General features: G+C 46.4%; 32 protein-coding genes. 19 read left to right on the forward strand and 13 right to left on the reverse strand.

The annotated features are described in order from the left end of the window. The first annotated feature begins 2 nt into the window (after nucleotides 1–2). The 7 genes from RBB45_RS21055 (at nucleotide 3) to RBB45_RS21085 (ending at nucleotide 6,993) form a co-directional block, all read left to right on the forward strand. On the forward strand, nucleotides 3–869 hold the full coding sequence (locus RBB45_RS21055; protein WP_306010313.1) for a carbohydrate ABC transporter permease: 867 nt from the start codon (nucleotides 3–5) through the stop codon (nucleotides 867–869). Nucleotides 870–884: 15 nt separating this feature from the next. Further along, nucleotides 885–1,709, forward strand: coding sequence for a carbohydrate ABC transporter permease (locus RBB45_RS21060; protein WP_009795174.1), 825 nt, complete (start codon nucleotides 885–887; stop codon nucleotides 1,707–1,709). 20 nt (nucleotides 1,710–1,729) lie between these two features. Beyond that, nucleotides 1,730–2,479 carry a glycerophosphodiester phosphodiesterase gene (locus RBB45_RS21065; RefSeq protein ID WP_094769057.1) on the forward strand — a complete coding sequence of 250 codons (750 nt, stop codon included), beginning with the start codon at nucleotides 1,730–1,732 and terminating at the stop codon, nucleotides 2,477–2,479. Then, the gene (locus RBB45_RS21070) at nucleotides 2,476–3,447 is read left to right on the forward strand and encodes a glycosyltransferase family 2 protein (RefSeq protein ID WP_009795176.1); all 972 of its coding nucleotides are present in this window, start codon (nucleotides 2,476–2,478) and stop codon (nucleotides 3,445–3,447) included. The genes RBB45_RS21065 and RBB45_RS21070 overlap by 4 nt, the downstream gene beginning before the upstream one ends. Then, nucleotides 3,428–3,838: a GtrA family protein gene (locus RBB45_RS21075; RefSeq protein WP_094769055.1), complete on the forward strand. Its 411-nt coding sequence runs from the start codon at nucleotides 3,428–3,430 to the stop codon at nucleotides 3,836–3,838. Before RBB45_RS21070 ends, RBB45_RS21075 begins: the two co-directional genes overlap by 20 nt. Further along, nucleotides 3,802–6,459, forward strand: a complete 2,658-nt coding sequence (locus tag RBB45_RS21080) for a YfhO family protein (RefSeq protein WP_306010314.1) — start codon at nucleotides 3,802–3,804, stop codon at nucleotides 6,457–6,459. The genes RBB45_RS21075 and RBB45_RS21080 overlap by 37 nt, the downstream gene beginning before the upstream one ends. A gap of 123 nt (nucleotides 6,460–6,582) precedes the next feature. Further along, complete coding sequence (locus RBB45_RS21085; protein ID WP_009795180.1) at nucleotides 6,583–6,993, forward strand: ClpX C4-type zinc finger protein; 411 nt, start codon at nucleotides 6,583–6,585, stop codon at nucleotides 6,991–6,993. Nucleotides 6,994–7,125: 132 nt separating this feature from the next. On the opposite strand, the gene RBB45_RS21090 is transcribed toward RBB45_RS21085, so the two are convergent. Beyond that, nucleotides 7,126–7,317, reverse strand: a complete 192-nt coding sequence (locus tag RBB45_RS21090) for an alpha/beta-type small acid-soluble spore protein (protein WP_009795181.1) — start codon at nucleotides 7,315–7,317, stop codon at nucleotides 7,126–7,128. A 171-nt stretch (nucleotides 7,318–7,488) separates the two neighbouring features. On the opposite strand from RBB45_RS21090, the gene RBB45_RS21095 reads away from it, so the two are divergent. Further along, nucleotides 7,489–8,217, forward strand: a complete 729-nt coding sequence (locus RBB45_RS21095; RefSeq protein ID WP_306010315.1) for a DsbA family oxidoreductase — start codon at nucleotides 7,489–7,491, stop codon at nucleotides 8,215–8,217. A gap of 52 nt (nucleotides 8,218–8,269) precedes the next feature. Here the strand turns inward: RBB45_RS21095 and RBB45_RS21100 are convergent, their stop codons facing one another. From RBB45_RS21100 to RBB45_RS21115, 4 genes are all read right to left on the reverse strand, one after another. Then, the gene (locus RBB45_RS21100) at nucleotides 8,270–9,325 is read right to left on the reverse strand and encodes a M20 family metallopeptidase (protein WP_094769052.1); all 1,056 of its coding nucleotides are present in this window, start codon (nucleotides 9,323–9,325) and stop codon (nucleotides 8,270–8,272) included. A gap of 80 nt (nucleotides 9,326–9,405) precedes the next feature. Continuing rightward, entirely contained in the window at nucleotides 9,406–10,455 is a 1,050-nt protein-coding gene (locus RBB45_RS21105; protein ID WP_306010316.1) for a TolB-like translocation protein, read from the reverse strand. A 13-nt stretch (nucleotides 10,456–10,468) separates the two neighbouring features. Beyond that, nucleotides 10,469–11,338 carry a permease prefix domain 1-containing protein gene (locus RBB45_RS21110; protein WP_009795185.1) on the reverse strand — a complete coding sequence of 290 codons (870 nt, stop codon included), beginning with the start codon at nucleotides 11,336–11,338 and terminating at the stop codon, nucleotides 10,469–10,471. Then, entirely contained in the window at nucleotides 11,335–11,658 is a 324-nt protein-coding gene (locus RBB45_RS21115) for a PadR family transcriptional regulator (protein WP_035403153.1), read from the reverse strand. Before RBB45_RS21115 ends, RBB45_RS21110 begins: the two co-directional genes overlap by 4 nt. A gap of 498 nt (nucleotides 11,659–12,156) precedes the next feature. On the opposite strand from RBB45_RS21115, the gene RBB45_RS21120 reads away from it, so the two are divergent. Then, entirely contained in the window at nucleotides 12,157–12,666 is a 510-nt protein-coding gene (locus RBB45_RS21120) for a DoxX family protein (RefSeq protein WP_306010317.1), read from the forward strand. Between the two features lie 76 nt (nucleotides 12,667–12,742). On the opposite strand, the gene RBB45_RS21125 is transcribed toward RBB45_RS21120, so the two are convergent. From RBB45_RS21125 to RBB45_RS21135, 3 genes are all read right to left on the reverse strand, one after another. Next, a complete protein-coding gene (locus RBB45_RS21125; protein ID WP_022543504.1) occupies nucleotides 12,743–12,925 on the reverse strand; it encodes a YfhD family protein in 183 nt (60 codons plus the stop codon). 89 nt (nucleotides 12,926–13,014) lie between these two features. Next, complete coding sequence (locus tag RBB45_RS21130) at nucleotides 13,015–13,140, reverse strand: YfhE family protein (protein WP_009795189.1); 126 nt, start codon at nucleotides 13,138–13,140, stop codon at nucleotides 13,015–13,017. Nucleotides 13,141–13,213: 73 nt separating this feature from the next. After that, nucleotides 13,214–14,116 (reverse strand): TIGR01777 family oxidoreductase, encoded by a 903-nt coding sequence (locus RBB45_RS21135; RefSeq protein ID WP_148950959.1) that lies wholly within the window; start codon nucleotides 14,114–14,116, stop codon nucleotides 13,214–13,216. A gap of 121 nt (nucleotides 14,117–14,237) precedes the next feature. On the opposite strand from RBB45_RS21135, the gene recX reads away from it, so the two are divergent. Further along, nucleotides 14,238–15,050, forward strand: coding sequence for a recombination regulator RecX (recX, locus tag RBB45_RS21140; RefSeq protein ID WP_129613413.1), 813 nt, complete (start codon nucleotides 14,238–14,240; stop codon nucleotides 15,048–15,050). A gap of 50 nt (nucleotides 15,051–15,100) precedes the next feature. Here recX and RBB45_RS21145 read toward each other — a convergent pair whose 3' ends face one another. Beyond that, complete coding sequence (locus RBB45_RS21145) at nucleotides 15,101–15,775, reverse strand: SDR family NAD(P)-dependent oxidoreductase (protein ID WP_009795192.1); 675 nt, start codon at nucleotides 15,773–15,775, stop codon at nucleotides 15,101–15,103. A 118-nt stretch (nucleotides 15,776–15,893) separates the two neighbouring features. Between RBB45_RS21145 and RBB45_RS21150 the strand changes: the two genes are divergently transcribed. Further along, nucleotides 15,894–16,238: a YfhH family protein gene (locus tag RBB45_RS21150; RefSeq protein WP_035403156.1), complete on the forward strand. Its 345-nt coding sequence runs from the start codon at nucleotides 15,894–15,896 to the stop codon at nucleotides 16,236–16,238. Nucleotides 16,239–16,250: 12 nt separating this feature from the next. Here the strand turns inward: RBB45_RS21150 and RBB45_RS21155 are convergent, their stop codons facing one another. Next, entirely contained in the window at nucleotides 16,251–16,409 is a 159-nt protein-coding gene (locus RBB45_RS21155; RefSeq protein WP_009795194.1) for a YpzG family protein, read from the reverse strand. Nucleotides 16,410–16,431: 22 nt separating this feature from the next. Further along, the gene (locus RBB45_RS21160) at nucleotides 16,432–16,605 is read right to left on the reverse strand and encodes a small, acid-soluble spore protein K (protein ID WP_009795195.1); all 174 of its coding nucleotides are present in this window, start codon (nucleotides 16,603–16,605) and stop codon (nucleotides 16,432–16,434) included. Between the two features lie 130 nt (nucleotides 16,606–16,735). Here RBB45_RS21160 and RBB45_RS21165 point away from each other — a divergent pair, with 130 nt between their 5' ends. Then, nucleotides 16,736–17,011 (forward strand): YfhJ family protein, encoded by a 276-nt coding sequence (locus RBB45_RS21165; protein WP_022543506.1) that lies wholly within the window; start codon nucleotides 16,736–16,738, stop codon nucleotides 17,009–17,011. Between the two features lie 26 nt (nucleotides 17,012–17,037). On the opposite strand, the gene RBB45_RS21170 is transcribed toward RBB45_RS21165, so the two are convergent. Continuing rightward, nucleotides 17,038–18,018 (reverse strand): metal-dependent hydrolase, encoded by a 981-nt coding sequence (locus RBB45_RS21170; protein ID WP_022543507.1) that lies wholly within the window; start codon nucleotides 18,016–18,018, stop codon nucleotides 17,038–17,040. 116 nt (nucleotides 18,019–18,134) lie between these two features. Here RBB45_RS21170 and RBB45_RS21175 point away from each other — a divergent pair, with 116 nt between their 5' ends. Both RBB45_RS21175 and mutY read left to right on the forward strand, forming a co-directional pair. Continuing rightward, nucleotides 18,135–18,452: a hypothetical protein gene (locus tag RBB45_RS21175; protein ID WP_022543508.1), complete on the forward strand. Its 318-nt coding sequence runs from the start codon at nucleotides 18,135–18,137 to the stop codon at nucleotides 18,450–18,452. Between the two features lie 48 nt (nucleotides 18,453–18,500). Then, entirely contained in the window at nucleotides 18,501–19,598 is a 1,098-nt protein-coding gene (gene mutY, locus RBB45_RS21180) for an A/G-specific adenine glycosylase (RefSeq protein ID WP_148950960.1), read from the forward strand. Nucleotides 19,599–19,844: 246 nt separating this feature from the next. Here the strand turns inward: mutY and RBB45_RS21185 are convergent, their stop codons facing one another. Then, nucleotides 19,845–20,069 (reverse strand): hypothetical protein, encoded by a 225-nt coding sequence (locus RBB45_RS21185; protein ID WP_009795200.1) that lies wholly within the window; start codon nucleotides 20,067–20,069, stop codon nucleotides 19,845–19,847. A 118-nt stretch (nucleotides 20,070–20,187) separates the two neighbouring features. Here RBB45_RS21185 and fabL point away from each other — a divergent pair, with 118 nt between their 5' ends. The 5 genes from fabL to RBB45_RS21210 all read left to right on the forward strand — a co-directional run bounded on the left by fabL (nucleotide 20,188) and on the right by RBB45_RS21210 (nucleotide 24,736). After that, nucleotides 20,188–20,937, forward strand: coding sequence for an enoyl-[acyl-carrier-protein] reductase FabL (fabL, locus tag RBB45_RS21190; protein ID WP_035403162.1), 750 nt, complete (start codon nucleotides 20,188–20,190; stop codon nucleotides 20,935–20,937). 87 nt (nucleotides 20,938–21,024) lie between these two features. After that, a complete protein-coding gene (locus RBB45_RS21195; protein WP_009795202.1) occupies nucleotides 21,025–21,222 on the forward strand; it encodes a gamma-type small acid-soluble spore protein in 198 nt (65 codons plus the stop codon). A 634-nt stretch (nucleotides 21,223–21,856) separates the two neighbouring features. Continuing rightward, nucleotides 21,857–22,111, forward strand: a complete 255-nt coding sequence (locus RBB45_RS21200) for a YgaB family protein (protein ID WP_009795203.1) — start codon at nucleotides 21,857–21,859, stop codon at nucleotides 22,109–22,111. A gap of 238 nt (nucleotides 22,112–22,349) precedes the next feature. Further along, nucleotides 22,350–22,880, forward strand: coding sequence for a nucleoside tri-diphosphate phosphatase (ntdP, locus tag RBB45_RS21205; protein ID WP_009795204.1), 531 nt, complete (start codon nucleotides 22,350–22,352; stop codon nucleotides 22,878–22,880). A gap of 107 nt (nucleotides 22,881–22,987) precedes the next feature. Then, nucleotides 22,988–24,736 (forward strand): ABC transporter ATP-binding protein, encoded by a 1,749-nt coding sequence (locus RBB45_RS21210; RefSeq protein ID WP_306010318.1) that lies wholly within the window; start codon nucleotides 22,988–22,990, stop codon nucleotides 24,734–24,736. Nucleotides 24,737–25,003 lie beyond the last annotated feature (267 nt).

Below are 25,003 nucleotides of genomic sequence, written 5' to 3' on the forward strand. Positions count from 1 at the left end.
TCATGATGAATAAGCTGAGGCCGTATGGCATGATTGCGCCATCGATTGCCATCTTCGGATTATTTTTCATTTATCCTATCTTATACATGATTTATTTAAGCTTCCATGACTGGAACTTTGTCAGTCCTGTTAAGGATTTTGTGGGTATCGGCAATTTCAAAGCGCTTTTCGCAGAGCGTGAGTTCATTGAAGTGATGCAGAATACCTTTACCTACACAGCCTTGACAGTATCCCTGACAGTGGCGGTTTCTCTGCTGCTTGCCCTGTGGCTGAACAGGCAGGGAGCTCTGTACGGATTTGTGCAGGGTGCGATCTTCAGCCCGCATATTATCTCGCTTGTTTCAGTGTCGATGCTTTGGATGTGGCTCATGGATACTGACTATGGACTGCTGAACTGGTTTCTCAATTTGTTCGGCATCGCAAATGTCCCATGGCTGACAGATCCGGGAACCTCGCTGTTTTCTCTCGTCATTGTGGCGGTCTGGAAAGGGATCGGCTTCAATACGCTCATTTTCATTGCCGGGCTGCAGAGCATTCCGAAGGATATTTATGAAGCGGCAGAGCTGGATGAGTCGAATAAGGCGAGGACCTTTTTCAAGCTGACGCTCCCGATGCTGTCACCGACGCTCTTTTTCCTGACGATCATTTCCCTGATTGCGTCATTCCAGGTGTTTGAAACGATTGCGATCATGACCCAGGGCGGGCCGATTAATTCAACGAATACCTTTGTTTTCTATATTTATGAGTATGGTTTCCGGTTCTTCAAAATCGGCTATGCATCGGCCGCAGGTGTTCTGCTGCTGATTCTGGTAAGCCTTTTGACAATAGTCTACTTCAGGCTGCTTTCCCGGAGAGTCCATTACCGATGATGTGGAGGATTATATATGAAGCTTAAAGCTGCAGGAAGGCTTTTCAATTTGGCCGCACTCTTACTGGTTGTTGCTGTTTTTGCACTTCCGTTTGTCTGGATGATTTCCACTTCTTTTAAAACGCTTGGTGAAACAATGACATTTCCGCCGAAATGGCTGCCTGAGGAGTTCAAATGGGAAAACTTCTCCAAGGCATGGAACTCCGGGCCGTTTTTCCGCTACTTCTTAAACAGCCTGATGGTTTCAGCGGGAATCCTGATATTGCAATTTCTGACGATTATACCGGCAGCCTATGCTTTTGCCCGGTACCGTTTCAGGGGAAGCAGGTTTTTCTTTGCTGTGACCATGATTACCCTGATGATTCCCTCTCAGCTTATCTTTTTGCCGGTCTATCTGCAGATGAGCTCCTGGGGGCTGCTTGATTCCCTGTGGGCGCTGATCCTGCCGTTTGCCTCCAGTGCTTTTGGCATTTTTATGCTCAGGCAGTCGTTCATGCAGGTCCCTGAGGAACTGCTGGAAGCCGCCCGGCTTGATGAAGCTTCTGAATGGAAGATCATGTTCCGCATTATGGTTCCGATGGCAAAGCCTGTTCTTATCACATTTGGATTATTCAGCTTCATCACTCACTGGAACGATTATTTCTGGCCGCTTGTTATGACGACAAGCGATGTGGCGCGCACCCTTCCGCTCGGGATATCCAAGCTTAGGGAAGTAGAGGGAGGAACTGCCTGGAATGTGCTTATGGCAGGAAATATGATCCTTGTTGTGCCGATCCTTATTGCCTTTTTCTTTGCTCAAAGACAGATTATCCGTGCTTTTGTTTATACAGGAGTCAAATAGACAGGAAAGGATGATGATTGATGCTGAAGAATGCCTGTGTTGCACACCGCGGCTGGAGCGGGAAAGCCCCTGAGAATACGGCGGCCGCTTTCCGGCTCGCCCTTGAGCACCCTATGATTTCTGCCATAGAGCTGGACGTCCATTTATCAAGGGATGGGATCCCTGTTGTCATTCATGATCACACGTTGGAACGGACAACAAACGGGAGCGGATATGTGAAGGACCATACTGCCGCTGAACTGGCACTCCTTGATGCAGGCTCATGGTTCAGCCCTGAGTATTCCGGCGAAACGATATCCTCGCTGGAGGAAATCATTCAAATGGCCAAAGGAAAAAAGAAGCTTTTCATTGAGCTGAAGCAGATGGCCGGAATGTATGAAGGACTTGAAGAAAAAGTGGCAGGATTGATCAGGAAATATTCACTCTATAAAGAGGCCCTGGTCATCTCTTTTGATCATCATTCACTTCTGAAGCTGAAAGAGCTGGATCCGAGGATCCGCACCGGCCTGATTTACCTGGGTCATGCGACTCTCCTGGCAGAGCAGGCAGCTTATACGGGGGCAAGCCATGTATCCGTTCACTATGGCTTTCTCTCCCGTGAGCTGGTTGAATCTCTGCTGGACGCCCGCATTGAAATCGGCACATGGACAGTCAACGGCAAAGAAGCTTTGAAAAAGGTGCAGGACTTGGGCGGAAGCATCCAGATTACAACCAATCATCCGGAAATCATGGTCGGCCAGCCGGAAGAGCAAATGGAGGCAGCAGAATGAGTCAGGCAAAAATATCATTTATCATCCCTTCCTATAATGAAGCTGAGAATATCCCCAGGGTGCTGGAGGCAATCCGGACGGAAATGGCAAGCCTTTTTTATCAATATGAAATCCTATTTGTGGATGACGGGAGCTCGGACGGCACGATGGAAACCATCCATCGGCTGGCTTTTCACCATGAAGAAGTAAAATTTATATCGTTTACAAGGAATTTCGGGAAGGAGGCGGCCATGCTTGCCGGACTCCGGAACGCAGAAGGTGATGCGGTCATCATGATGGATGCCGACCTTCAGCATCCGCCTTCCCTGATCTGCCAGCTGGTGAGGGGATATGAAGAAGGGTATGGGCAGGTGATTGCCAAAAGGAACCGTACGGGAGATTCTCCGGTGCGTTCATTCGTTTCCTCCTGCTTCTACCGGTTTGTGAACAGGGCAGTGGACGTGCAGCTGTCAGACGGTGAGGGAGATTTTCGGCTGCTGAGCAAAGAAGCAGCAAAGGCGCTCCTGCTGCTCAGTGAAGGAAACCGCTTTTCCAAAGGCCTTTATTCATGGATCGGATTCGAGCAGAAAATAATAGAATACGAGAATGTCCAAAGGGAAGCAGGGGAGACAAAATGGTCATTCCCTAAACTGCTGAATTACGGGATTGATGGGATCGTTTCTTTTAACCACAAGCCGCTCAGGGCATGCTTTTATCTGGGCGCCTTTGTCCTTCTGCTTTCGCTCGGATATATCGGATTTACCTTTGTCCAGATCATGCAGCATGGAGTCTCTGTTCCCGGCTATTTCACGACCATATCTGCTGTCCTTTTCCTGGGAGGAATTCAGCTTGTCTGCATGGGAATCGTCGGTGAATACATCGGCCGCATTTATTATGAGACAAAGAAAAGGCCGCATTATCTGATTCAGCAGACCAATATTCAGCAAGCAAGCGAAAGAGGGGAGCAGCATGCGGTTCATACACAGTGAATTTTTCCGCTTTGCCGTGACCGGCGGGGTTAATACTCTGCACTATTACTCAATTTATCTTGTTCTTCTCCATTTTGCAGGGTTCCATTATTTCCTGGCGCATAGTATAGGTTTCGCAAGCAGCCTGATTGGTTCTTTTTTCCTGAACACGCTATTTACTTATAGAGTGAAGCCGACATGGGGGGCGTTCATCCGTTTTCCGCTGACACAGCTGTTCAATACGGGCATGACTGCAGTCATCTTGTTCATACTTGTAGATGGGCTGAAGGTGAGCAGCAGCCTTGCACCGGTCATTGCAGTCGTCTTTACTTTGCCAGCTACTTTCATTTTAACGGGGAGAGTCCTGAAAACATCATGCAAAAAGCGCGAAGCTACTTACCAAACTTATTAAACTTTCTTCAGGCAGACAGATGGCCTAAGGCTGCCTTCTTTTTCTTCTGTCTGCTGGCAGCTGTAATGAGCCATATGTTTTTTATTTCTGAGTGGTTCGAGGGCCGCTATATGACCGGGATGAACGATGGATTGTCGCAAATGCAGCCGTTCAAGCAGCTCTTGTATGAGCAGTACACCAGCGGGGAGTTTTTCTATTCGCCTGACTTCGGGTTCGGCGGGGGCACCTATACCCAGCTTGGCTATTATTTTGCTACTTCTATCTTCTTTCTGATTACGATGCTTGTAACCTATATACTTGAGAGACTCGGCCTGATCGGGGCTCCGGATATTTTTTACTGGGCTGACATCATCCTCATTGTAAGCATCATCAGGCTGACCGGCATCCTGCTTCTGGCCTCCTATTATTTCAGGATGCTGGGAATGAAAGCACTGCCCGCCTTTACTGGCGCTGTCATTTACGGCACAAGCATCATTTACTTCAGGCATGTGACCTATTGGGAGTTTTTTGCCGACAGTATGCTCTGGCTGCTTCTCCTTCTGATCGGGATTGAAAGGATCATGCGGGGGAAGGGTTCCGGTTTATTCATAATAGCTGTATCCATCAGCTTATTTGACAATTTTTATTTTGCTTATGTTAATTTCCTGCTGTGCGGCGTTTATGTCCTGTTTCGCTGGATTTTCCCGTTTGATGGAAACGGGCGGGCCAAGCTGATCCAGCTGAAGCATTATATTATCGGGCTGGCCGCAGGATTCTGCATCAGCGGCTTTTCGTTTTTTCCTGCCGTATATGGCTATTTGAACAATTACCGACCTGCATATGAGGACCATATCCCTGCTTTTGAGTTTATTGACAATCTGCTGCTGAACGGAAGAATTGTTTATCTGCCGGCATTTGTTCTCATCTGCCTGCTGGTAAAGCCTTTATACAGGAACAGGCATTTCCGGTTTTTTGCTGCAATGACGATCGTTTTGTCCATCCTGCATTTCAGCCCGCTAATAGGCAGCTTGTTCAATGGTTTTTCTGCTCCACAGTACCGCTGGGAATATATGCTGTCTCTTGCAGCCGGCGGGGCGGCAGGAGCTGCACTCCCCCTGGCAGGCAGGCTCAAGCTTCTTCCGCTTGCATCAGCAGGAGCAGGTGCGGCTTTATTTTACATACTGTTCTATCATTTTGACCCTAAGCTGGAATTTGAAGAAGTGCAGGATGCTTATATGGCGATTGCAGCCTTCATTTCGGCTGCCGTTTTCCTTCTCGGGGCAGCCTTTTTCAGGAAAAAGGCCGGAGTACTGCTTTCAGCTGCTGTCATCCTGACCAGCGTGCTGATCCCGAATTTTTACCAGGAAGAGCGTTTGACCGTGACAGGGACGGAATACCGTGTATCAAAGGAGTTCATGAACAGCCGTGACTATAACGGTGCAGACCAGCAGGAGCTCATCCGGCTGGTACAGGAGGGTGACGATGATCCTTTGGCAAGGATCGACTGGATGATCCCTTTAAGGAATAATACTCCGATTGTCCAGGATTTCAGAGGAATGAGCGTCTATTCCAGTATCTTAAATAAAGAGCTTCTATGGTTTTATCTCAGTGATCTTGAAATCGATATGGGGCGTGAGAGCGTCAGCCGCTATGCTTCCCTTGGGGACCGGGCCAACTTGTACAGCATCCTCATGGGAAAATATTATATTGCTAAGAAGGGAGATGCCTCCATTCCTTACGGCTTTAAGAGAATAGCTTCTGCCGGCGGTTATGAGGCTTATGAAAATGAAAACCTCCTGCCTTTTGTGCGGACGGCTGACAGCGTTTATCTGGAAAAAGATCTGAAAGGAAGTTCCCCTTCGGCAAAGGAACAGGCGATGCTGAAAGGAATTGTTCTTGAAAAGGGAACAGCAAATGCCCCGATACCGGACAGCACAAATCTAATTTCGCAGGCGGAAATCAAGCCTGTAAACGCCGAGTATGCGGGAGGAAAACTCAAGGTCAGCGGTGAGGAAGGCGGCATTGATTTATTGATCAGTGAAAGAAATCCTTCTGCAAAAGACTATTTGGTTGGCTTCAATATTGATGGCATCAACAACAAGGAAGAATTTATCCTTGAGGTCAATGAGTTCCAGACAATCAGGAAAGAAGAAGGGTCTATATACCGGACGGGTGTGGATGACCTGATCATAAGGGTCAAGGCAGCGGACCAGATTTCCCTTAGGATGCCAAAGGGAGAATATCATTTAAAGGACTTTAAGCTTTATGAAGAAACCTTTGAGGTGCTGGAAAATGTGAAAAAAGAAGAACGCCGCCATGTTCCGCCAGAGGCAGAGTGGTCAGGAAACCGTCTGTCATTTGAACTTCAAAATGAAGGCGGGCATTATGCAATCATTCCGCTGCCTTTTGAAAAAGGCTGGCGCTTAAAGATCAATGGAGAGGAAGAAGAGCTGCTGAAGGCCAATTATGCATTTACAGGCTTCCGGCTGCAGGAAGGTCAGAACAGGATCGAGATGGTCTATTATCCGCCGTATTTCTTTCAGCTGCTTGCACTCTCTTTTGCAGCAATGAGCATTTGCCTTGCTGCCCTCTTTAAAAAATCAAGGCGCATGTCCGTTCGCCATATCAATGTTAGTTCTTAATGTGAAAGAGTAAGTTAATTCCTGAAAAAATTTGGAAATTGAAGGAACAATCTATATGTGTGAAGAATATATCTCACTATGTATGTATACAAATGTGTACATACAAAATAGGAGGTGTATGCAGTGGAAAAAGACTTTCGCAAAAAAACATTTCGAGGTGCCAAGATTGAAGATATGATCTTGGAATTAGAGAAACTTAGCTCATTATGTGAAGAGAAATCTAAAAGTAGTGAACAATTAGAAAGGCAGCGTTTCTATGAAGGAATGGCTATTGCTTATACTACTATTGCAGTGAAATTAAAAGGAGACTTCGACTATATTGAACCAAAAGTAATTGATGAATTGTACAATGCCTTAGAGAAAACTTCAAATCCAAATAGTTTAAGCAATACAGAACACGGTACCACTTGTTCTTTTTGTCGTAGAAGTAAAGAAGAAGCCGGAGAATTAGCTATGGGACCAGGAGTTTCTATATGTATTGAATGCTTAGAGTTTGGTGCTGAAGTTATAAAAACACAATCCACAGAAGTATAATTCATTAACAAGCAATTTGGAAACCTTATAAGGTTTTTCTTATCTCTAATTAATTATCAACATTCATATTTAACACAGCCAATAAAAAAAGGAGACCCCCGCTAAAAGGGTCTCCTGCTCCACAAAGGCCCGCTATTGCTGCCTGTTCTGGAGCTGCTGCTCTCCGAGGGCGACAAGGCGCTTTGTCATCTCGCCGCCGACAGAGCCGTTTGCCCGCGCGGTCGTTTCAGCACCAAGCTCAACTCCAAACTCATTGGCTATTTCTTGCTTCATCTGATCTAGTACATTAGCTGAACCAGGAACCAACAGTTTGTTTCTTGCCATGATCCATCACTCCCGACGAAGGATTGAACAATGGGTATTGTTCTTTTTTAACTTAACCTGATGCAGGCCGCCTGATACAGACAATCGGGGAGAGCATGCCTGAGCATCCGCCTGAGGGTTTTGGCATAAGATGTGCTAGTATGGGGATAGTTAAGAAATGAGGTGTCCAGGATGAAAATAGAAGTATGGTCGGATTTTGTCTGTCCGTTTTGTTATATAGGAAAACGCCGCCTGGAAGGGGCATTGATGGATTTCCCATACCGGGATCAGGTAGAGGTTGAGTTCAAGAGCTTTGAGCTCGATCCGAATGCCGCCCCTTACTCTGGGAGAAGCATTCATGAGGCACTTGCTGAAAAATACGGCATGAGCATCGAACAGGCGAAGCAGGCCAATGTGGGAGTGGGGCAGCAGGCAGCCAGCGTCGGCCTGACCTTCAATTTTGACGAAATGAAGCCGGGCAATACCTTTGACGCCCACAGATTGGCTAAATTCGCTAAAACAAAGGGCAGGGAAGCTGTTCTGACGGAAAAGCTCCTTAATGCCTATTTCACAGAATCAAAAAACATAGGCGATCACGAGGAGCTGGCTGGTCTTGCGGAAGCAGCAGGACTGGACAGGGAAGAGGCGCTCAGCATTCTGAAGGATGAAAAAGCCTATGCCAATGATGTCCGCATTGATGAAGGCATTGCCCGGCAATATGGCGTTACAGGAGTCCCTTATTTTGTCATCAACCAGAAATATGCCATCTCAGGCGCCCAGCCTGCGGAAACCTTTGCCAGCGCTCTCCAGAAGGTGTGGGAAGAAGAAAATCCTGCCGTGAAATTGCAGGAATTGTCCCCGGAAGGTGCGGCTGATGCCAGCTGTACGGATGGAAGCTGCATCGTTCCGGAAAAAGAATAGATTGAAACAGACTAAAAGGGGTTCGAAATAGAGATATTTCGAACCCCTTTCTTTAAAAACTTTCAGCAAAATCAACCAGCATCTCCTTGTATACATGAACAGACTCCGGCAGTACATATTCTTTATCGCCATGCCAATGCAGTCCGCTCGGTCCGAATTCGATGGCCGGTATGCCGTAGTTGGCAAAAAAGACGGTATCGGCAGAGCCATGCTGTCCGAAAAAGACCGCTTCATCTTTAATATGCCGATCAACGACCGGCTTCAGCTTTAAGATGAATGGGTTGTCCCTTGCTGTTTGCAGCGGTTTGCTGAACATGCTGACAAGCACTTCCCCGTCTGTAATCGATTCAATCTGTTTAACGATTTCATCCTTATCCTGGCCGGGCAAATAGCGGATGTCGTAAAAAAGCTCGCATTTTTCCGGGACTTTATTATATACATCGCCTCCGCGGATTTTGGCCAGGTTGATGGAAGGGGAAGGATAGAATTCGGAGCTTTCTTTGGCAAAAGGGAGCTCCTTCAGCTTTCCATGGACTTCATATGCCCTTTCAATCGCATTGATGCCTTCCCATGGCCGGCTTCCGTGGGCCGGATCTCCATCAATGGCAATTTCGAGGCGCATGACGCCCTTTGCCTGGAGGGCGATTCCAAGCTGGGTCGGCTCTGAGCAGATGACAAAATCGCCGCGGTATCCATTTTCGGCAAGGTAGCCGGAGCAGTTGAACCCGCCGATTTCCTCATCAGAAACGATCTGAAGCTGAAGCTTGACCCCAAGCGGCGCCTCCTTCAGCTCTTTGAAGGCGCACATCATCGCTGCCACGCCAGCTTTCATATCGGCGGCCCCTCTGCCATAAATCTTGTCTTTCACCTCTACGGGGATGAATTGATCTTCTTTGCCTGAAACAACATCCACATGGCCGTTCCAGACAATGGTTTCATTGCCGCTCCCTATCTCTGAAACAAGCATTTTGTAGCCGTTATTTTCAATGATATGTACAGGGAGCCCGTGGCCCTCAAGCCAGTGCCCGCAATAGGCAACAGCTTCATTGGCCCCTTCTTTGTCCGAGCTGTTGATGCTGATCAGCTCTTTCAGCAGGTTTTCCAGCATTTTTTTCCCTACCTCCTCTGTCTATGGGTTATAGGACTTATACCCTGTATTCTCGAGTTTAAAAGGGAAAAAGCCTCTTTCTAGTCTTCTGAAAGAGGCAGTTCTATCTTTTCTATTTCTTTGCCATTCAGTTTCACGCTGTACAGATGATACTCGGGCGACCCTTTAGCAAAACGCTTATCGACCATAAAGTATACACGGTCACCATCAGCACTGAATACCGGCCTGTCTGTATACTCCCCTAAATGGGTAAGCTGGGCTTCCTCTCCGGAATCCACATCCATTTTATACAGCTCATATTCATAGGTTCCTCCTTCATCAGAGTTACTGATGGATTGAAAAATCATTGTGTTTCCATCAGGAGAGAAGGTGAAATCAAAAACATCCATTTTTCTGTCAGGATCACCTGCTATCTTCATGCTATCAGGGTTATCTATGGGGATTTCAAATATGCGCTGCTTCACCTCAAAGGTTTCTTCAGGTGTATCAGCACCCTGGTCATCATCCATCTGGATAAAAACACTGTTTTCTCCCGGACTGAGCTGGAGGCTGTGCATAGAATAGCTCTTCAGATCAGTTATTTGCTTATGTTCGCCTTCAGCCGGATTAAATGACCAGACATCAAGGTCATGCGGCCGTTTGCTGGCAATAGGTGAATAGTTCTGAAAGGTGCCGGCGCGCAAATAATAGAGAGTATCATCAACAGGAGAAAATTCAGTTTCCGTGATAAGCTCATTCTCGGTAAAAGCATCTGTGACCTGCTTTGTCGATAAATCAAGAATATGGATGGTGGTTTTAAACGCTGTATCTTCATCCTGCTGTTTATTGGTGGAAATGAAGCTTAGCAGAGATCCGTCATAGGAAAAGCTGGGATCCAGGATCATTCTTGAGCTGTCCAGGGAAAATGCCTCAGCATTGATATCTTTTTCCTTGTTGTACAGCATAAGGCTTGGTTTGCCATCTTTGTAATTTACATAAGCAATCGTATTCTTTGAAGATATATCATATTGATTGGTAATCCCATTCTGCTTTTCATTTTCGGATTTATCCAGATTAAGCCCGAGGAGGATAAGCAGGAGCGTGATGCCTCCAATAAATGAAAACAGCAGGATGATACTTTTCTTTTTCATGAAAAGCTCCTTTCTAGTAAAACAGGGCAGGCGCGTAGATAAGTGCCAGGCCTGCCAGGATGGCGATGAAGGGAATCGCCGAGAGTCCGTATGCCAGTTTCTTATTTTTTCCTGCAACCTTGATCTGGATCACATAGAGGATGACCCAGAAGAGTATCGGGCTTAAAGAAATCAATATGACCGGGTGCAGGCCGATCATGATAAGCCCTCCCCAGGCAAAAAAGAGGCAGGCAGCTGTGATCAGGACGCCGGCGGTAATATTGATGGCATGAAGCTTTTTCAAAGTTTTATCCATCTTGCCGCTGCTGGCGCTGAAATCATACAGTGTCGTCCGATAGACAAGGACAATGGCAAGAAGGATATTGAGCCAATCCCAGATCGAAAGTCCGAGTGAGATGCTATGATCCAGATTGCTGGCCAGCAGATAGCCGGCCGCATAAACAAGGATATGCAAAATCAGCAGGGAGTTCATCCAGAGCTTCCGGTTCAGGTGGAAAACCTGGTTCACGGCAAGGAAAAGAATCATGGAACTCGCGCCCATGGAAAGCAGCAGCCAGCCGATATGGGCATCTCCATTGATCAAAAGCTGTCCCAGATAAGCGCCTATTGTAAAAAGGATGGAAGAGATGGCAAGCGTCAGCATCATTTCTTTTCGGTATGGAAAGAGAGACTGCTGAATCTGGCTTCCGATTTCCCCTTCCTCGCCAAACTGTTCCATCGCTTTCTGTTCGGCTTCACTTTCACTGAAGCCCTGTTCCTGGAAGTGCTCTTTTGAAAGCTGCAGATGTACCATAAGCTCCTCGAATAGATCTTCTTTTTCTTCTTTGGAGCATTCGGTATGCTGGACAATTTTCATGACAAAACGTTCAAGCTGCGATTTCACGTTAATCCCCCCGAGCTTTTGCGGATCATGCTTTCGATCAGGCTCCAGTCCTTTCGCTTCTTTTCCAGCTCCTGCAGGCCGTCCTCAGTAATACGGTAATATTTCCTTCTCCCTGCTGCCGTTTCGCTCCAGTATGACTCTGCAAACTTCTTTTTCTCCAGGCGCTTGAGGGCAGGGTAGAGAGTGCCTTCACCCATTACATAAGCTTCATCGGAGATTTCCTTAAGGATTTTTGTGATTTCATAGCCATATAAATCCTTTTGGGCAATGAGCGATAAAAGCAGGAGATCTGTACTCCCTTTCATCATTTCCTTATCCATTTCCATCACCTTTTTCCTAATGTTACTAACAGTGTATTACGATGTACCTCGTATTGCAAGGGTTAATCTTATAGTTTTATCTATACTTGTATAGGTTTAAAGACTCAGGGGTGTAGGTCTTATAGCATGTTATCCAGAGACTTATTAACAGGGAAAACATGAACAGAAAAGTATTCCACAGACATATCCACATTATCCACAGAATTATCAGAAGTTTTGCTCATTATTATGTTAACTGATTAAAGCGTTAGTAAATATGAGATTATTTAGATTATCCACAAAATTCACAGGGTTGTGGATACTTTTTATTCACAGAGTAAAAAGAATATGAACATATTGTGAAGTGCGTTGCAGAAAGGAAAAACATGGAGTATATTAAAAGTGTAGAAAGTAAGTGAAGATATTCACAAACTTTCTTGTAAAAGCTGGCCGGCTTAATTATTTTTTGTTTAGTATTGTGAAGTTATTCACAAAATAACAAAGCGGGAGACGATGATCATGAAAGTGCTGAAAACTCCACAGGCAGCGGCAATATGGACTGTATTAAGAATATGGCTCGGCATCCAATGGATTGAAGCGGGATGGCATAAACTCGCTGATGGCTTTGATGCAGGGGGATTCCTGCAGGGGGCGATCGCCCAGGCAGGAGGGGACCATCCAGCTGTACAGGGCTGGTATGCCGGATTCCTCGAGCACTTTGCTCTTCCAAATGTAGATTTGTTCAATGTTCTGATACCTTGGGGAGAACTTCTGGTTGGAGCCGGGCTTGTACTTGGGGCAGCAACCATTCCTGCCCTGATTGCGGGTGCATTCATGAATCTTAACTTTCTTCTGGCCGGTACAGTAAGCACGAATCCGATTTTATACACAGCAGCGGTCCTCCTCTTATTCGCAGGCGGGGCAGCCTATTACTGGGGTGCTGACCGCATCATGATTCCTTATTTTAAGAACATGGCAAAGAAGAAGAAAACGGCCGTTTTTGCGAAAAGGCATGCCCACGGGCACTAGGAAAGAGAAAAGCAGCAGGTTCTGGACCTGCTGCTTTTTTTATGCTGAGAGAGTGCGGGCAAATGCCCTCAGCCGGTCAGCGGCTGTTTTTGGCGCGCTGGTCGGCAGCTTTTGAACGTGCCATTGCTTCTAAATCATCATGGTCTGCAAGGTCGCGGTCAAATTCGACATCCAGTCCATCTGATTTCATGTTCTTCGGAACTTGTGGAAGTGATGCTTTGTTTTTATCCCGAGTTTTGTGTCCATGTGCACGGCCCATTCGAAAAACCCCTTTCAACAATAAAAGTACGGAATTGGCTTCCGTACTCTTAGCTTGCACCCTATCAAGGCAATTATGAGCATTTTGCATCAATGCTTGGATTTTTTCTTCGTAAAGCCGCCGGCCTGGTCTGCCAGCTTGAACTCCCTGGAGTAAACAACCTCCTGCATGCTTGACAATGTACTCTTGGACTTATCTTTCGATTTTTTATCCATCAGGCACCATCCCTTTCCGAAAAAATGAACTCCTTTTCTTAATTTTTCCTAAAAAGGAAGGAATCATACCTTCTTAATAAATATCTTTCAGTGCTTCCTCAAGCCCAGGATAGCGGAAACTGAATCCGGCAGCCTCCAGCTTAGCAGGAAGAACGCGCTGCCCCTCGAGCACCAGCTTGCTCATTTCCCCAAGAGCGAGCTTAAGTGCAAAGGCTGGAGCAGGAATCCAGTGGGGGCGGTGGAGGGTGCTTCCCAAGGTCCTGCCAAAGTCCTTCATTTGGACAGGATGGGGGCTCGTAAAATTAACCGGGCCGCTTAGGTTTTTATTTTCCATGGCAAACATAATGCCCCTTGCCACATCTTCAAGATGGATCCATGAAACCCACTGATTGCCGCTGCCGAGATTGCCTCCTGCAAAAAGTTTATAGGGAAGAGCCATCCGGGGGAGCGCCCCGTCATTCTTTTCAAGAATGATCCCGAATCGGCAGAACGCGGTGCGGACATCCCATCTGCCTGCCTCTGCCGCCTTTTCTTCCCACTGTTTAACAGTCTGAGCCAAAAAGTCCCCCGCCGGTTCTTTATTACTTTCTGTAAACGTCTCTGTTTCCGAAGTGCCATAGTAGCCAACTGCACTGGCATTGATCAGAGCCTCAGGCTTTTCTTTTAGCTCACTGATTATGTTCAGGACAGCCTCTGTGGCATCCAGCCTGCTTTTAATAATCCTTTTCTTACGTTCTTCCGTCCATCTGCCGCTGTTGATCGATTCGCCAGCCAGGTTGACGATATAATCAATCTCTTTCAGCTGTGCCGCCGGATTGTCACCTTCATTCAGCCACTGGACATAGTGAATATTGTTTCCGTTCTTTTTTCCTTCTGTGCTCCTCGTCAAAATGAAAACCGTGTGGCCCGATTCTGCGAGCTTCTTCACAAGGGCATGCCCGACAAAGCCGGTTCCGCCTGTAATCGCTATTCTCATGGGTGGACCTCCTTTTCCTATACTGTATTTATACGCTTTTTCCTGTGTAAACTCCTTTTCCAGGCTGCAGTTTGCAAGTGATGCAGCACATTGTGATAAAGTGGAGAGAGAGGTGAAGAGGATGCCGGTAATCACAAAAATATCAGTCCAGCAAAAAAGGAAGGACCGCTATAACATTTTTATGGATTATGGCAAGGGTGAGCAGTATGCCTTCAGTGCCGATGAAGATGTCATCATCAAATTCGGCCTGAAAAAAGGGATGGAGCTTGACGCGCTCTCCCTGACCCAAATAGAATTTCAGGATGAAATCAGAAAAGCTTATAACCAGGCTATTCATTATTTATCCAGAAGAATGAGATCGGAAACAGAGGTAAGGAAGCATCTTGCTGAAAAAGAAACAGATGAAAGCATCATCAATGAAGTCATCGTTAAGCTGTACGAATATAAATTTCTGAATGACAACGAATTTGCCATCGCTTATGTGAGGACACAGGCCAATACGTCTGATAAAGGCCCTGACGTCATTAAACGGGAGCTGAAGGAGAAGGGGATATCACAGCCTGATATAGAGGAAGCCATACAGGAGTTCCCTGTTGAGGACCAGGTCGAAGCAGCAGTAAAGCTGTGCCAGAAATATGCCAAAAAGTACAGCAGGGAATCACAGAGGCTTCTGAAACAGAAGCTTGAGCAGATGCTCCTCAGGAAAGGCTATCCTTTCTCCGTAATCAATATTGCCGTCGAAGAGGCAGAGTTTGAGGAAGACGATGACGGCGAAATGGACGCCATCCGCTATCAGGGAGAAAAAGCCCATCGGAAATACGAAAAGCTGCAGGGCTATGAATATAGGCAAAAAATGAAGCAGGCACTCTTTAGAAAAGGATTTCCGATTGAATTGATTGACCGGTTCCTTGAGGAAAAGGAAGAGGAAGAATAGAAGACAGGCAGCGGGTATTTGCGCTGCCTGTTTTTTTGTTCTACATCCAATCATTTTCCGGATTCAATCACAATCTTCTCTTCAAAACGGTTCTCGGTAATTATGCCGGCTACCTCAGCAGGTGAGCGGAGGCGTGAGCGGTCTGAAATATAGTTGTTATGATCCCAAAATGGGGTGTCCATGCCGCCCATATATACTGCCTGGATCAGGACCGGATCGTTTTCGTATTCTTTCTGCAGGCTTTCAGTAAAGCCCCGGGCCGCGAATTTGCTGGCACAGTATGCAGCTTCATTTGCTTTGCCGCGCAGCCCGGCAGTTGAAATGATATTCATAAGGAAGCTGCCCTTCTTTTGCTTGATAGCAGGGAGGAGTGCCTGTGCCATGTAGATGGTGCCCATCAGGTTGACTGTGAGCATATCATGGAGCTCCTCGTCCTTCAGGTCTTCAAAAGGACCGAAATGCCCAACGCCGGCATTGTTGATCACACCGTACAAATCAAATTGCTCTGGCAGTCCCGCAGCTTTCTCCTTTACTTCAGCCGGCTTGCTTATATCAAGAATCAGGATATCCGCCTTTCCCCCCTGGCTGGAGATTGCTTCTTTCGTTTCCTGGAGAGCTGCTTCACGCCTTCCGGATAGTATGATATGGAAACCAAGGCCGGCGTATTTAAGGGCCAGCTCCTTTCCAAGACCGGTGCCAGCGCCGGTGATGATAACTGATTGCATGTTGAGTCCTCCTTCAAGGGTAAAGTCCTTTATTTATACAGCTCTTTTCACTATACTAAAAAAAGATGAAGTTTTCCTCCGGCAGGCCGGACACAGGAATAAAAAAGGATGGATTATAATGGCGCAGGAGAAAAGATACAGTCAGCTTTCCCAGTACGAACTGCAGCAGGAAATCGCCAGCTTGCATGAACAGGCGAGAAAGGCTGAACAAATGGGCATGCTCAGTGAATTTGCTGTCCTCGAGAGAAAAGCCGTCATGGCCAAAGCATACCTTCTTGATCCGAAGGACTTTAAAGCAGGGGAGATTTATGAAGTGGATGGCGATCCCGGCTCATATTTTAAAATAGATTATTTGAATGGTGTGTTCGCCTGGGGCTTCAGGCTGCATGGCGGAAAGGAGGAAGAGGCGCTTCCGATTTCCATGCTGAAGGAATTAAAGGAAAATCAGAGCGGAGAGCTCTGATTTCCCTGCAGGCTAGGCCTGTTTCCTTGTTTGCCTTTTCAGAATAATGAGGTCCTGCGATTGCTGGGTCTGCCCATTTACCTGGGCATGTGCATGCTTCGGGCGGTAAAAGGGACCAGTAAACGGACTGGAATAAGGATTGTTATCAAAAAACTTTTTAGAGTTTCCCATAATCAAACCTCCTCATTATTGGTTAAAATAATTCAGGTGTATCATCTGTACGGTTTGATGACGCCCGCATGCGTTCCTGCGGATGGGTGTTGATTGACCCGTCTGCGCGTTTTGAAGCATATTCTGCTTTCGCGCGCGGTTCGCCTTCAAACTTGTTATGATTCTGATTTGGGAAATTTTTTGCTTTGTTCCGCATTCGTTTCCCCTCCTCGAGGTATGCTTGCGCGTGCTGCCTTGATTAGCCGCGCAAGAATAGTATGTGTTTAAAAAAGCAGGCTTATGAACGAAATGCAATAACAATAATATTTGGCAAAGAGGTGCTGTCAATGTTTGAAACACAAGAAAGACTGGTTGAGCTTCTCATGGAGAAAAACGGCAACCTTTCCTACGGCCAGGCCCGGACATGGGTAGAGCTTTTGTGGGATGATTTTGAAACGACCCGTGCAAAAGCGGGCTATGAGTATAAAGGAAGCCAGGTGACAGACAGAATTGTCAGGCAGTGGATTGAAAACTATGGTGCAAGGCTTCATGACTTTGTTGCCAGCAATCCAAAATATAAGAATTTGCTGGAGCAGAAACCGGATGATAAAAATCTCCATTAAAAAAGATGGCAAAAATGCCATCTTTTTTAATTTGGGATAATATCGAGCTTCTTCCGCAGCTTTTCCTCACTGAAAATCCACCCTGTATAAGAAGAAATGATATTCAGGTCATTGTCCAGCTGGACGACGGCAACGAATGGGTAATGTCCGTTGCTGCGGTATCTGAGATCAATGAACCGGACTTCGAATGATTCCTCGAGATCTTCTACCTCCCACCTGTATACAGGGGAGAAGGAAAGAAATGCCGACAAATTTTTATCCTTTTTGGCAGCTTCCAGCACAGGAGTCTGAGGTACCGGTACCCTGTTGAACTGATCCAGGATATCGATATGCCCATTATTGGCCCGGCCGACAAAGAACTGATGTTCAGTCATGATGGCAAGCCTCCACTGATGGAATTTCATGGTCGGGGCGATGATGATTTCCGTACTGTCAGGAATAATGGCTTTCACCGCTTTCAGGACGGCCCGCTGGGCAAGGAATCGGATGATATAGTATGCAATCAGTACGGCATAGATTGCCAGGAATGTATAGCCGGGATGTGCACCCAGTATCCATATGAACAAACCGGCAACATGGATGCCGAAAATGAACGGGTCAAATGTATTGATGATCCCAAGGGCAACCCATTTGGAAGAAAATGGCCTTAAAGCCTGTGTCCCATAAGAGTTAAATATGTCGACAAAAACATGGAGGAATACGGCCCCAAATGTCCAAATCCATAGGTGAAGCAAATTTGCTTCAGGGAAGAATGGATAGATGACCGCGAGTATTGCAAGCGGCCACAGGATGACAGCCGGGATGCTGTGCGTGATTCCCCTGTGATTCCGTATATAGACTGCATTGTTTCTAAGCTTTAATACTGTATCAATGTCAGGGGCCTGAGAGCCGATGAGCGCCCCGATCATGACGCTCGTCGCTGTTGCTGTGCTATCTGCTACAACGGGGTCCAGAGTGGCAAGCCCGCCGAGTGCAAAGCCCATGACCACATGTGTGCCTGTATCCAAGAGGAAAGAACCTCCTTCCATGGAATAATCTGAAGTTGCGCTGTTTCTGTATTTTATCAGTAAAAAGCTTGTCATCAAAGCCATTAATGGTTTACGTTAAAGGAGCTGCCAATATAATGATGAAGCATGAAGTCCAAATGTTTTTGCAGTACGAAGTTCATCCAGCAGATTTGAATCTTTTTAAAAGCACTATCGAAAAAATCGCAGCGCTTCTCCCTGTGTATGAAGCAGCTGACATTTCGTTCGTCTACTCTGGGGCTGAACATGAGCCTTCGTTCGTTACGGAAACCTGCTCACTGCCGACAGAAGCCCATTATTTCGCGCTGAAAAAGCTGAGAAGCTCATGCGGGCACTCTGCATTCGGCTGCCTGGACAGCTTCATACCCGGCGGTCTCGAAGAAATCCGATTCTGGGCTTTGAAAAAGAAACTTTAATATTATATTCCCATATTTCATGGAAGTTTAACATCCGGAGGATCAAAATTGAAAAAAACAGCATTAGCCAACTTAGATGCATTTAATAAAGAAACCTTCCGCCAGGACCTGATCGGCTGGTTTGAACAGGAACAGCGGACACTGCCATGGAGGCAGGATCAGGATCCCTATAAGGTATGGGTATCGGAAATCATGCTCCAGCAGACAAGGGTCGACACAGTCATTCCATATTTCAACCGGTTCATCGAACAATTTCCGACAATCGAGGCGCTTGCAGAGGCTGAGGAAGACAAGGTGCTGAAGGCGTGGGAGGGGCTTGGCTATTATTCAAGAGCCCGGAACCTGCAGGCAGCTGTAAGGGAGGTTCATGAACATTACGGCGGCAGGGTTCCTGATAATCCGAAGGAAATTTCCTCATTAAAAGGGGTCGGCCCTTATACGGCAGGGGCCATTTTGAGCATAGCCTACGGCATTCCGGAGCCGGCCGTCGACGGAAATGTAATGAGGGTGCTGTCAAGAATTCTCTCCATCTGGGAGGATATTGCAAAGCCTGCAACCCGCAAGATTTTTGAAGAGGCGGTGCGGGAGCTCATTTCACACGAAAACCCATCATTCTTCAACCAGGCACTCATGGAATTGGGTGCGCTCATCTGCACCCCGACGTCGCCATCCTGCCTGCTGTGCCCAGTCCGTGAGCATTGCCATGCTTTTTATGAAGGCAAGCAGAGTGAACTGCCGATAAAGACAAAGAACAAAAAGCAGAAGGATGTCCAGATTGCCGCTGTCGTGCTGCGGGACAGAGAGGGCAGATACCTGATCGGGAAAAGGCCTGAAAAGGGCCTGCTGGCCAATCTGTGGGAGTTTCCCAATACTGAAATCAGCCTTGCTTTCCTGCATGAAAAAGATCAGCTGGCAGAACTGATCAAAGAGCAGTATGGCGCCATAATAGAAACAGCTGAGATGACAGGACAGATCGACCATGTGTTCACCCACCTAACATGGCATATCCATGTTTATAAAGGGACACTGCTTTCCCTGGAAGAAGAACGGAGCGATCTGAAGCTTGTAACCGAAGAAGAGCTGAAGGAATTTGCCTTTCCGGTTTCCCATCAGAAAATGCTCAAGCACGTGCAGGAGCATAAATAGAACAGCAGGGGGCAGCCCTGCTGTTTTTTTGTGAATTAGGAAACAAGGATTTTTCGCTTTTCTACTTGTCCAGCTCCGGGCGCTGGAACCTCGAGTCATAAGCCAAACAGGCCAGAAGGTAAAGAACAACCTTCCGACCTGCTCGTCTTATGCACGAGGCCCACAGATGCGGGTCATGCGGACGTTGCCACAGGACGTGGCGCTCTTAGTCCGCGTTCCTCTATTGAACCAGGCTTTTCCGCATGTCTACTCGTAACTGACCCGTGTCCCATGTGTATAGTCAGCTTCCTGCCTTTTAAGGCCGCCGCGGTTTTCGATTTCTTCTATGATTTCACGGTGGATGGTTTGTCCCTCTGCATTGAGGTAGGGAACTACCTGCTGCATGGAGTGATGGAAGAAGGCCAGTTCGCTGTCCTTCCATTCCGTCTTTTTAACCATGGTTAGTTCAGTCATATCCCTTCCGACGTACATACTTTCATTCCTTTCTCTTTGAGCCTGTTGTTTAAGAATAGTGTTATAATCCTGTTTGCCAGATATACATGGAAAAGATAAAATGAAAACAAATGAAACAGGAAAGGAATTACGATTCATGACACAAAAAGTAGCACTTGTAACAGGAAGCAGCCGGGGCATCGGGAAGGCGACTGCCATTTCCCTTGCCAAGGAAGGATATGATATTGTCATCAATTATGCCAGGAGCAAAAAGTCTGCACAGGAAACAGCAGAACAAATTGAAGCTCTTGGCAGAAAAGCCCTGATCGTAAGGGCCAATGTTGGAGATGTAGAGAAGATTAAGGTTCTTTTCCAGGAAATCAGGAATGAATTCGGCCGGCTGGATGTATTTGTGAATAATGCGGCATCCGGTGTTCTTCGCCCTGCTATGGAGCTTGAAGAAAGTCATTGGGATTGGACGATGAACATCAACAGCAAGGCCCTGCTGTTCTGTGCACAGGAAGCAGCCAAATTGATGGAGGAGAGCGGGGGCGGCAAGATTGTCAGCATCAGCTCGCTCGGCTCGATCCGCTATCTGGAAAACTATACAACAGTCGGTGTATCAAAGGCGGCACTGGAAGCATTAACCCGCTACCTGGCTGTTGAGCTCGCGCCGATGAATATCGCTGTCAACGCAGTCTCCGGGGGTGCAGTCGACACAGAGGCATTAAAGCATTTCCCAAACCGGGAAGACCTTTTATCTGAGGCAAGGGAGAAGACGCCGGCAGGGCGGATGGTTGAGATTGAAGATATGGTCAACGCAGTCATGTTCCTGCTGTCCGATAAATCAGGCATGATCAGGGGGCAGACCATCATAGTCGACGGAGGAATCTCCCTGCTCGTATAATAAGTTTAAATTAGAATTTTTTTCCTGAAAATTAAAGGATATTTTCTCTGCGGCTGGTTAAATTAATAGTCGTGGAGGTGATTAACAATGGCAAACAGACAAAACCAAACTCAAGCTGGCACTAACATCCAGGAAGTGCGCCAGCAAAACGCTCAAGCTTCTCAAGGCCAGCAAGGTCAATTCGGCACTGAGTTCGCTAGCGAAACAAACGCTCAAGAAGTACGTCAGCAAAACCAGCAGGCTGAAGCCCGCAAAGGTCAAAACGCTGGCAGACAAAGCCGCTAATTGTACGGGAAGGCACTCTTTTATCCGCAAAGAGTGCCTTCTTTTTATTTTGCTCTTTTCGCATTAAATGCTGTTATTTGAGTGCCATACCCTCCCGGAAAGCCAACCTTCCCGGACCTGGATGAGGGAGTCAGTGTCAGGTTGAAAAATAAGAGGAGAAATTCCCCCTATTTTCAAAAAAACTCTAAAAATAGCTCAAATAGACGGAGAAATTCCGTCTATTGACTCAAAAAACTGGAAAATGGGCAACTTCGCTCCACTTAACCGGAAATTCTCCGCTAATTTATACCCATCCGTACTATATTCAGCAGCTTAACCGTAGAATCTCCGCTTATTTTGAGGGCTTGCTAATGTAAAATAAAAAGCGCTTTTGAAAAAGTTTAGAAGGCAGAACCCGGCTTCGAACATTGTCCAGCTCCAGCGCCTAGTCCCTCGAGGTCACAAGCCACCCCTCTCAAAAAGGAAAAGATCGCCTTTCCGGGAGGGGTGGCTTCTGCTTGTCGGGGGTGAACAAGGCGCTTCCGCTTTTCCCTATTCGACAAAACTTCCTTTCAATCAGCAGAACTAGTCAAAGGAAAGATTGGGGCAAAGCCGAAATACATAGGTAGAATCTGAAATTGGGACGGTGACCTGTATGAGTACTTTTGACCTGCTGGTATCTGAACAGATGAAAACGATGGAAAAGCTCCTGTTTCTTCAGTCAGAACTGGAACGCTGCCAGGAAATTGAGCATGAGCTTAAGATAATCCAGGAGGAAACGGAGCTGGAAAGCGTCCAGTTTGAAATCCACCGCATGAAAGAGGAATTGCGCGAGATCCACCGGGTGTTTGAAACCCAGACGGAAGAGGTAATAAGGTCGTACCAGGAAGTGAATCTGACCTGCGGCTGAGAGATAGGCAGCAGGGAAGGCCGGGAAACAGGCTGGATCCTTGTGCTTCAAGAGTGACTATATGGGATAGATCGGGCCATTGAGAGATTTTCAATGGCTCTTTGTTTTAAATTCTTTCTTTAACCGTTATAATAATAGGAAATAATACGTTCTTTGTTGCCTTTTGTCGTTTTAGGAAACTTGTGCAAGTCATTTGATAGGTTGCAAAGCGTTTGGGAATGAAAGTAGGGGAGAAGAAATGGGCGTACCCATCGAAGGAGAACCGATGCAAATACACAGCTACAAACACAATGGGCACATCCATCGCGTCTGGGAGGAAACGACCGTCCTAAAAGGGACACAAAGTCTTGTGATCGGAGGAAATGACAGGACGATTGTAACCGAATCCGACGGAAGGACCTGGGTGACCCGGGAGCCGGCAATCTGTTATTTTCATTCACAGTACTGGTTCAATATCATTGGTATGATCCGGGAGGATGGCGTGTATTATTACTGTAATATCAGCTCTCCTTTTATATTTGACGGCGAAGCGCTGAAGTATATTGATTATGACCTGGATATCAAGGTTTTTCCGGATATGACATTCAATCTTCTTGATGAAGATGAATATGAGCGGCACCGGAAGGAAATGAACTATCCTGAAGTCATCGACCGGATATTAAAAGCGAATGTCGATAAGCTGATCCAGTGGATCCGCCAGCGGAAAGGGCCTTTTGCCCCGGATTTTATCGACATTTGGTATGAGAGATATTTAACCTACAGACGCTGATATTAAGGATAAAAAATGCCTATGTAGCACCTGTTGACCTTGTTTCAACAGGTTTTTATCTGTTTAAAAGAGGTATTCTATAGAGAGAGCATTAAGGGGGGCAGCAATTGGACAGCATCAAAAGATATATGAAGTTTGTTAAGCCGTACCGGCTGCAAATTATCGGCACACTTTTAATCGGCATTATAAAATTTGCCATTCCGCTTTTGATTCCGCTTTTAATTAAATATGTAATTGATGATATCGTCGGGAATGATTTACTGTCCCAGAGCGGAAAAACGGAAAGGCTGCTATGGATCATGGGAGCCATGATTGTCATTTTTGTGCTGGCCCGTCCGCCGATTGAGTATTACCGGCAGTATTTCGCACAATGGACAGCAAGCAAAATCCTTTATGATATCCGTGATAGTCTGTTTCACCATATCCAGAAGCTCAGTTTCAAGTTTTATTCCAATAACAGGGCAGGGGAAATCATTTCAAGGGTCATCAATGATGTGGAACAGACAAAAACCTTTGTAGTGACAGGCCTTATGAACCTATGGCTTGATATTGCAACAATTATTATAGCGGTCGTAATTATGTTCAATATGGATATTACACTGACGATTGTTTCTCTGATTCTTTTCCCATTCTATGCTTTCAGTGTCAGGTATTTCTTCGGGAACCTGAGAAAGCTGACCCGTGTGCGTTCCCAGGCATTGGCTGAGGTTCAGGGATATTTGCATGAACGTGTCCAGGGAATGGCCGTTGTAAAGAGCTTTGCCATTGAAGATCATGAGCAGAAGCAGTTTGACAGCCAAAATAAAAATTTTCTGGAGAAAGCCATCGACCATACAAAATGGAATGCGAAGGCTTTCGCTGTCGTTAACACCATAACCGATATAGCGCCATTGATCGTCATCGGCTATTCAGGCTATTTGGTTATACAGGACGACTTGTCGATTGGAACAATGATGGCGTTTATCGCCTATATTGACAGGCTTTATAATCCGCTTCGCCGGCTTGTCAATTCTTCCACCACGCTGACGCAGTCGATTGCATCCATGGACCGGGTGTTTGAGCTGGCCGATGAAAAGTATGACATTGATGACTCGCCGGACAGCATTGAAGTGACCAATGTGAAGGGCCATATTCTGTTCAACCATGTGGACTTCTCATATGATAAGGAAGAAGAAACTGTGTTAAAGGATATCTCCCTTGATGTCCGGCAGGGAGAAACGATTGCACTCGTTGGGATGAGCGGAGGAGGAAAATCTTCCTTGATCAGCCTGATTCCCCGTTTCTACGACGTCACAAAGGGGGAAATCCTGCTTGATGGGACGGATATCAGGCGGTTTAAGGTACGTTCTCTCCGTGATAAAATCGGAATTGTATTGCAGGATAATATCCTTTTTAGTGAATCTGTTAAAACGAATATCCTTCTCGGCAAGCCGCATGCGAGTGATGAAGAAGTGATTGCAGCTGCCAAGGCAGCCAATGCACATGATTTCATCATGAACCTCCCGGAAGGTTATGAGACTAAAGTCGGGGAAAGGGGTGTCAAGCTGTCTGGGGGGCAAAAGCAGCGGGTGGCCATCGCAAGGATCTTCCTGAAGAATCCGCCGATACTGATTCTTGATGAAGCTACATCGGCTCTTGACCTGGAAAGCGAGCATCTCATCCAGGAGGCTTTGGAAAAGCTGGCTAAAGACAGGACCACATTCATTGTAGCCCACCGGCTCTCCACGATTACCCATGCCGATAGGATTGTCCATATCGAGAATGGGGAAATTGCCGAAATCGGCAATCATGAAGAACTTATGGCCAGACAGGGTCATTATTATAACTTATTCCAGGTACAGCAGCTGGAGCATTAAGAAAACCCTCCTCTTCTACAGAAGTAATCTTGTAGAAGGGGAGGGTTTTTTCCAATTTAATACAGGTAATTTTGCTCATATAGCAAAACACCAGAGCATATGATTGGAAAAGCCGCTTTCATTTACTGGATTTATTTAGTATTCCTAAATACTATTTAAAAGATTTAATATATTTAAATAATTTAGAAAAATCAGTAGACTTGTTTAATCTTTTTTTATAGAATGAGAAAAAGATAGTGACCAAAGGTACAAATTTAAAGGGGCATA

The sequence above is a fragment of the Bacillus sp. MMSF_3328 genome, assembly GCF_030733525.1.
In the GTDB taxonomy this organism is placed as follows: domain Bacteria; phylum Bacillota; class Bacilli; order Bacillales; family Cytobacillaceae; genus Bacillus_AB; species Bacillus_AB infantis.

Bases quoted from the DNA above. Each gene is read 5' to 3' on its own strand.
- RBB45_RS21055 (WP_306010313.1), top strand. From the start codon at position 3: ATGATGAATAAGCTGAGGCCGTATGGCATGATTGCGCCATCGATTGCC.
- RBB45_RS21060 (WP_009795174.1), top strand. From the start codon at position 885: ATGAAGCTTAAAGCTGCAGGAAGGCTTTTCAATTTGGCCGCACTCTTA.
- RBB45_RS21065 (WP_094769057.1), top strand. From the start codon at position 1,730: ATGCTGAAGAATGCCTGTGTTGCACACCGCGGCTGGAGCGGGAAAGCC.
- RBB45_RS21070 (WP_009795176.1), top strand. From the start codon at position 2,476: ATGAGTCAGGCAAAAATATCATTTATCATCCCTTCCTATAATGAAGCT.
- RBB45_RS21075 (WP_094769055.1), top strand. From the start codon at position 3,428: ATGCGGTTCATACACAGTGAATTTTTCCGCTTTGCCGTGACCGGCGGG.
- RBB45_RS21080 (WP_306010314.1), top strand. From the start codon at position 3,802: ATGCAAAAAGCGCGAAGCTACTTACCAAACTTATTAAACTTTCTTCAG.
- RBB45_RS21090 (WP_009795181.1), bottom strand. From the start codon at position 7,317: ATGGCAAGAAACAAACTGTTGGTTCCTGGTTCAGCTAATGTACTAGAT.
- RBB45_RS21095 (WP_306010315.1), top strand. From the start codon at position 7,489: ATGAAAATAGAAGTATGGTCGGATTTTGTCTGTCCGTTTTGTTATATA.
- RBB45_RS21100 (WP_094769052.1), bottom strand. From the start codon at position 9,325: ATGCTGGAAAACCTGCTGAAAGAGCTGATCAGCATCAACAGCTCGGAC.
- RBB45_RS21105 (WP_306010316.1), bottom strand. From the start codon at position 10,455: ATGAAAAAGAAAAGTATCATCCTGCTGTTTTCATTTATTGGAGGCATC.
- RBB45_RS21115 (WP_035403153.1), bottom strand. From the start codon at position 11,658: ATGGATAAGGAAATGATGAAAGGGAGTACAGATCTCCTGCTTTTATCG.
- RBB45_RS21120 (WP_306010317.1), top strand. From the start codon at position 12,157: ATGAAAGTGCTGAAAACTCCACAGGCAGCGGCAATATGGACTGTATTA.
- RBB45_RS21125 (WP_022543504.1), bottom strand. From the start codon at position 12,925: ATGGGCCGTGCACATGGACACAAAACTCGGGATAAAAACAAAGCATCA.
- RBB45_RS21130 (WP_009795189.1), bottom strand. From the start codon at position 13,140: ATGGATAAAAAATCGAAAGATAAGTCCAAGAGTACATTGTCAAGCATG.
- RBB45_RS21135 (WP_148950959.1), bottom strand. From the start codon at position 14,116: ATGAGAATAGCGATTACAGGCGGAACCGGCTTTGTCGGGCATGCCCTT.
- recX (WP_129613413.1), top strand. From the start codon at position 14,238: ATGCCGGTAATCACAAAAATATCAGTCCAGCAAAAAAGGAAGGACCGC.
- RBB45_RS21145 (WP_009795192.1), bottom strand. From the start codon at position 15,775: ATGCAATCAGTTATCATCACCGGCGCTGGCACCGGTCTTGGAAAGGAG.
- RBB45_RS21150 (WP_035403156.1), top strand. From the start codon at position 15,894: ATGGCGCAGGAGAAAAGATACAGTCAGCTTTCCCAGTACGAACTGCAG.
- RBB45_RS21155 (WP_009795194.1), bottom strand. From the start codon at position 16,409: ATGGGAAACTCTAAAAAGTTTTTTGATAACAATCCTTATTCCAGTCCG.
- RBB45_RS21160 (WP_009795195.1), bottom strand. From the start codon at position 16,605: ATGCGGAACAAAGCAAAAAATTTCCCAAATCAGAATCATAACAAGTTT.
- RBB45_RS21165 (WP_022543506.1), top strand. From the start codon at position 16,736: ATGTTTGAAACACAAGAAAGACTGGTTGAGCTTCTCATGGAGAAAAAC.
- RBB45_RS21175 (WP_022543508.1), top strand. From the start codon at position 18,135: ATGATGAAGCATGAAGTCCAAATGTTTTTGCAGTACGAAGTTCATCCA.
- RBB45_RS21185 (WP_009795200.1), bottom strand. From the start codon at position 20,069: ATGTACGTCGGAAGGGATATGACTGAACTAACCATGGTTAAAAAGACG.
- fabL (WP_035403162.1), top strand. From the start codon at position 20,188: ATGACACAAAAAGTAGCACTTGTAACAGGAAGCAGCCGGGGCATCGGG.
- RBB45_RS21195 (WP_009795202.1), top strand. From the start codon at position 21,025: ATGGCAAACAGACAAAACCAAACTCAAGCTGGCACTAACATCCAGGAA.
- RBB45_RS21200 (WP_009795203.1), top strand. From the start codon at position 21,857: ATGAGTACTTTTGACCTGCTGGTATCTGAACAGATGAAAACGATGGAA.
- ntdP (WP_009795204.1), top strand. From the start codon at position 22,350: ATGGGCGTACCCATCGAAGGAGAACCGATGCAAATACACAGCTACAAA.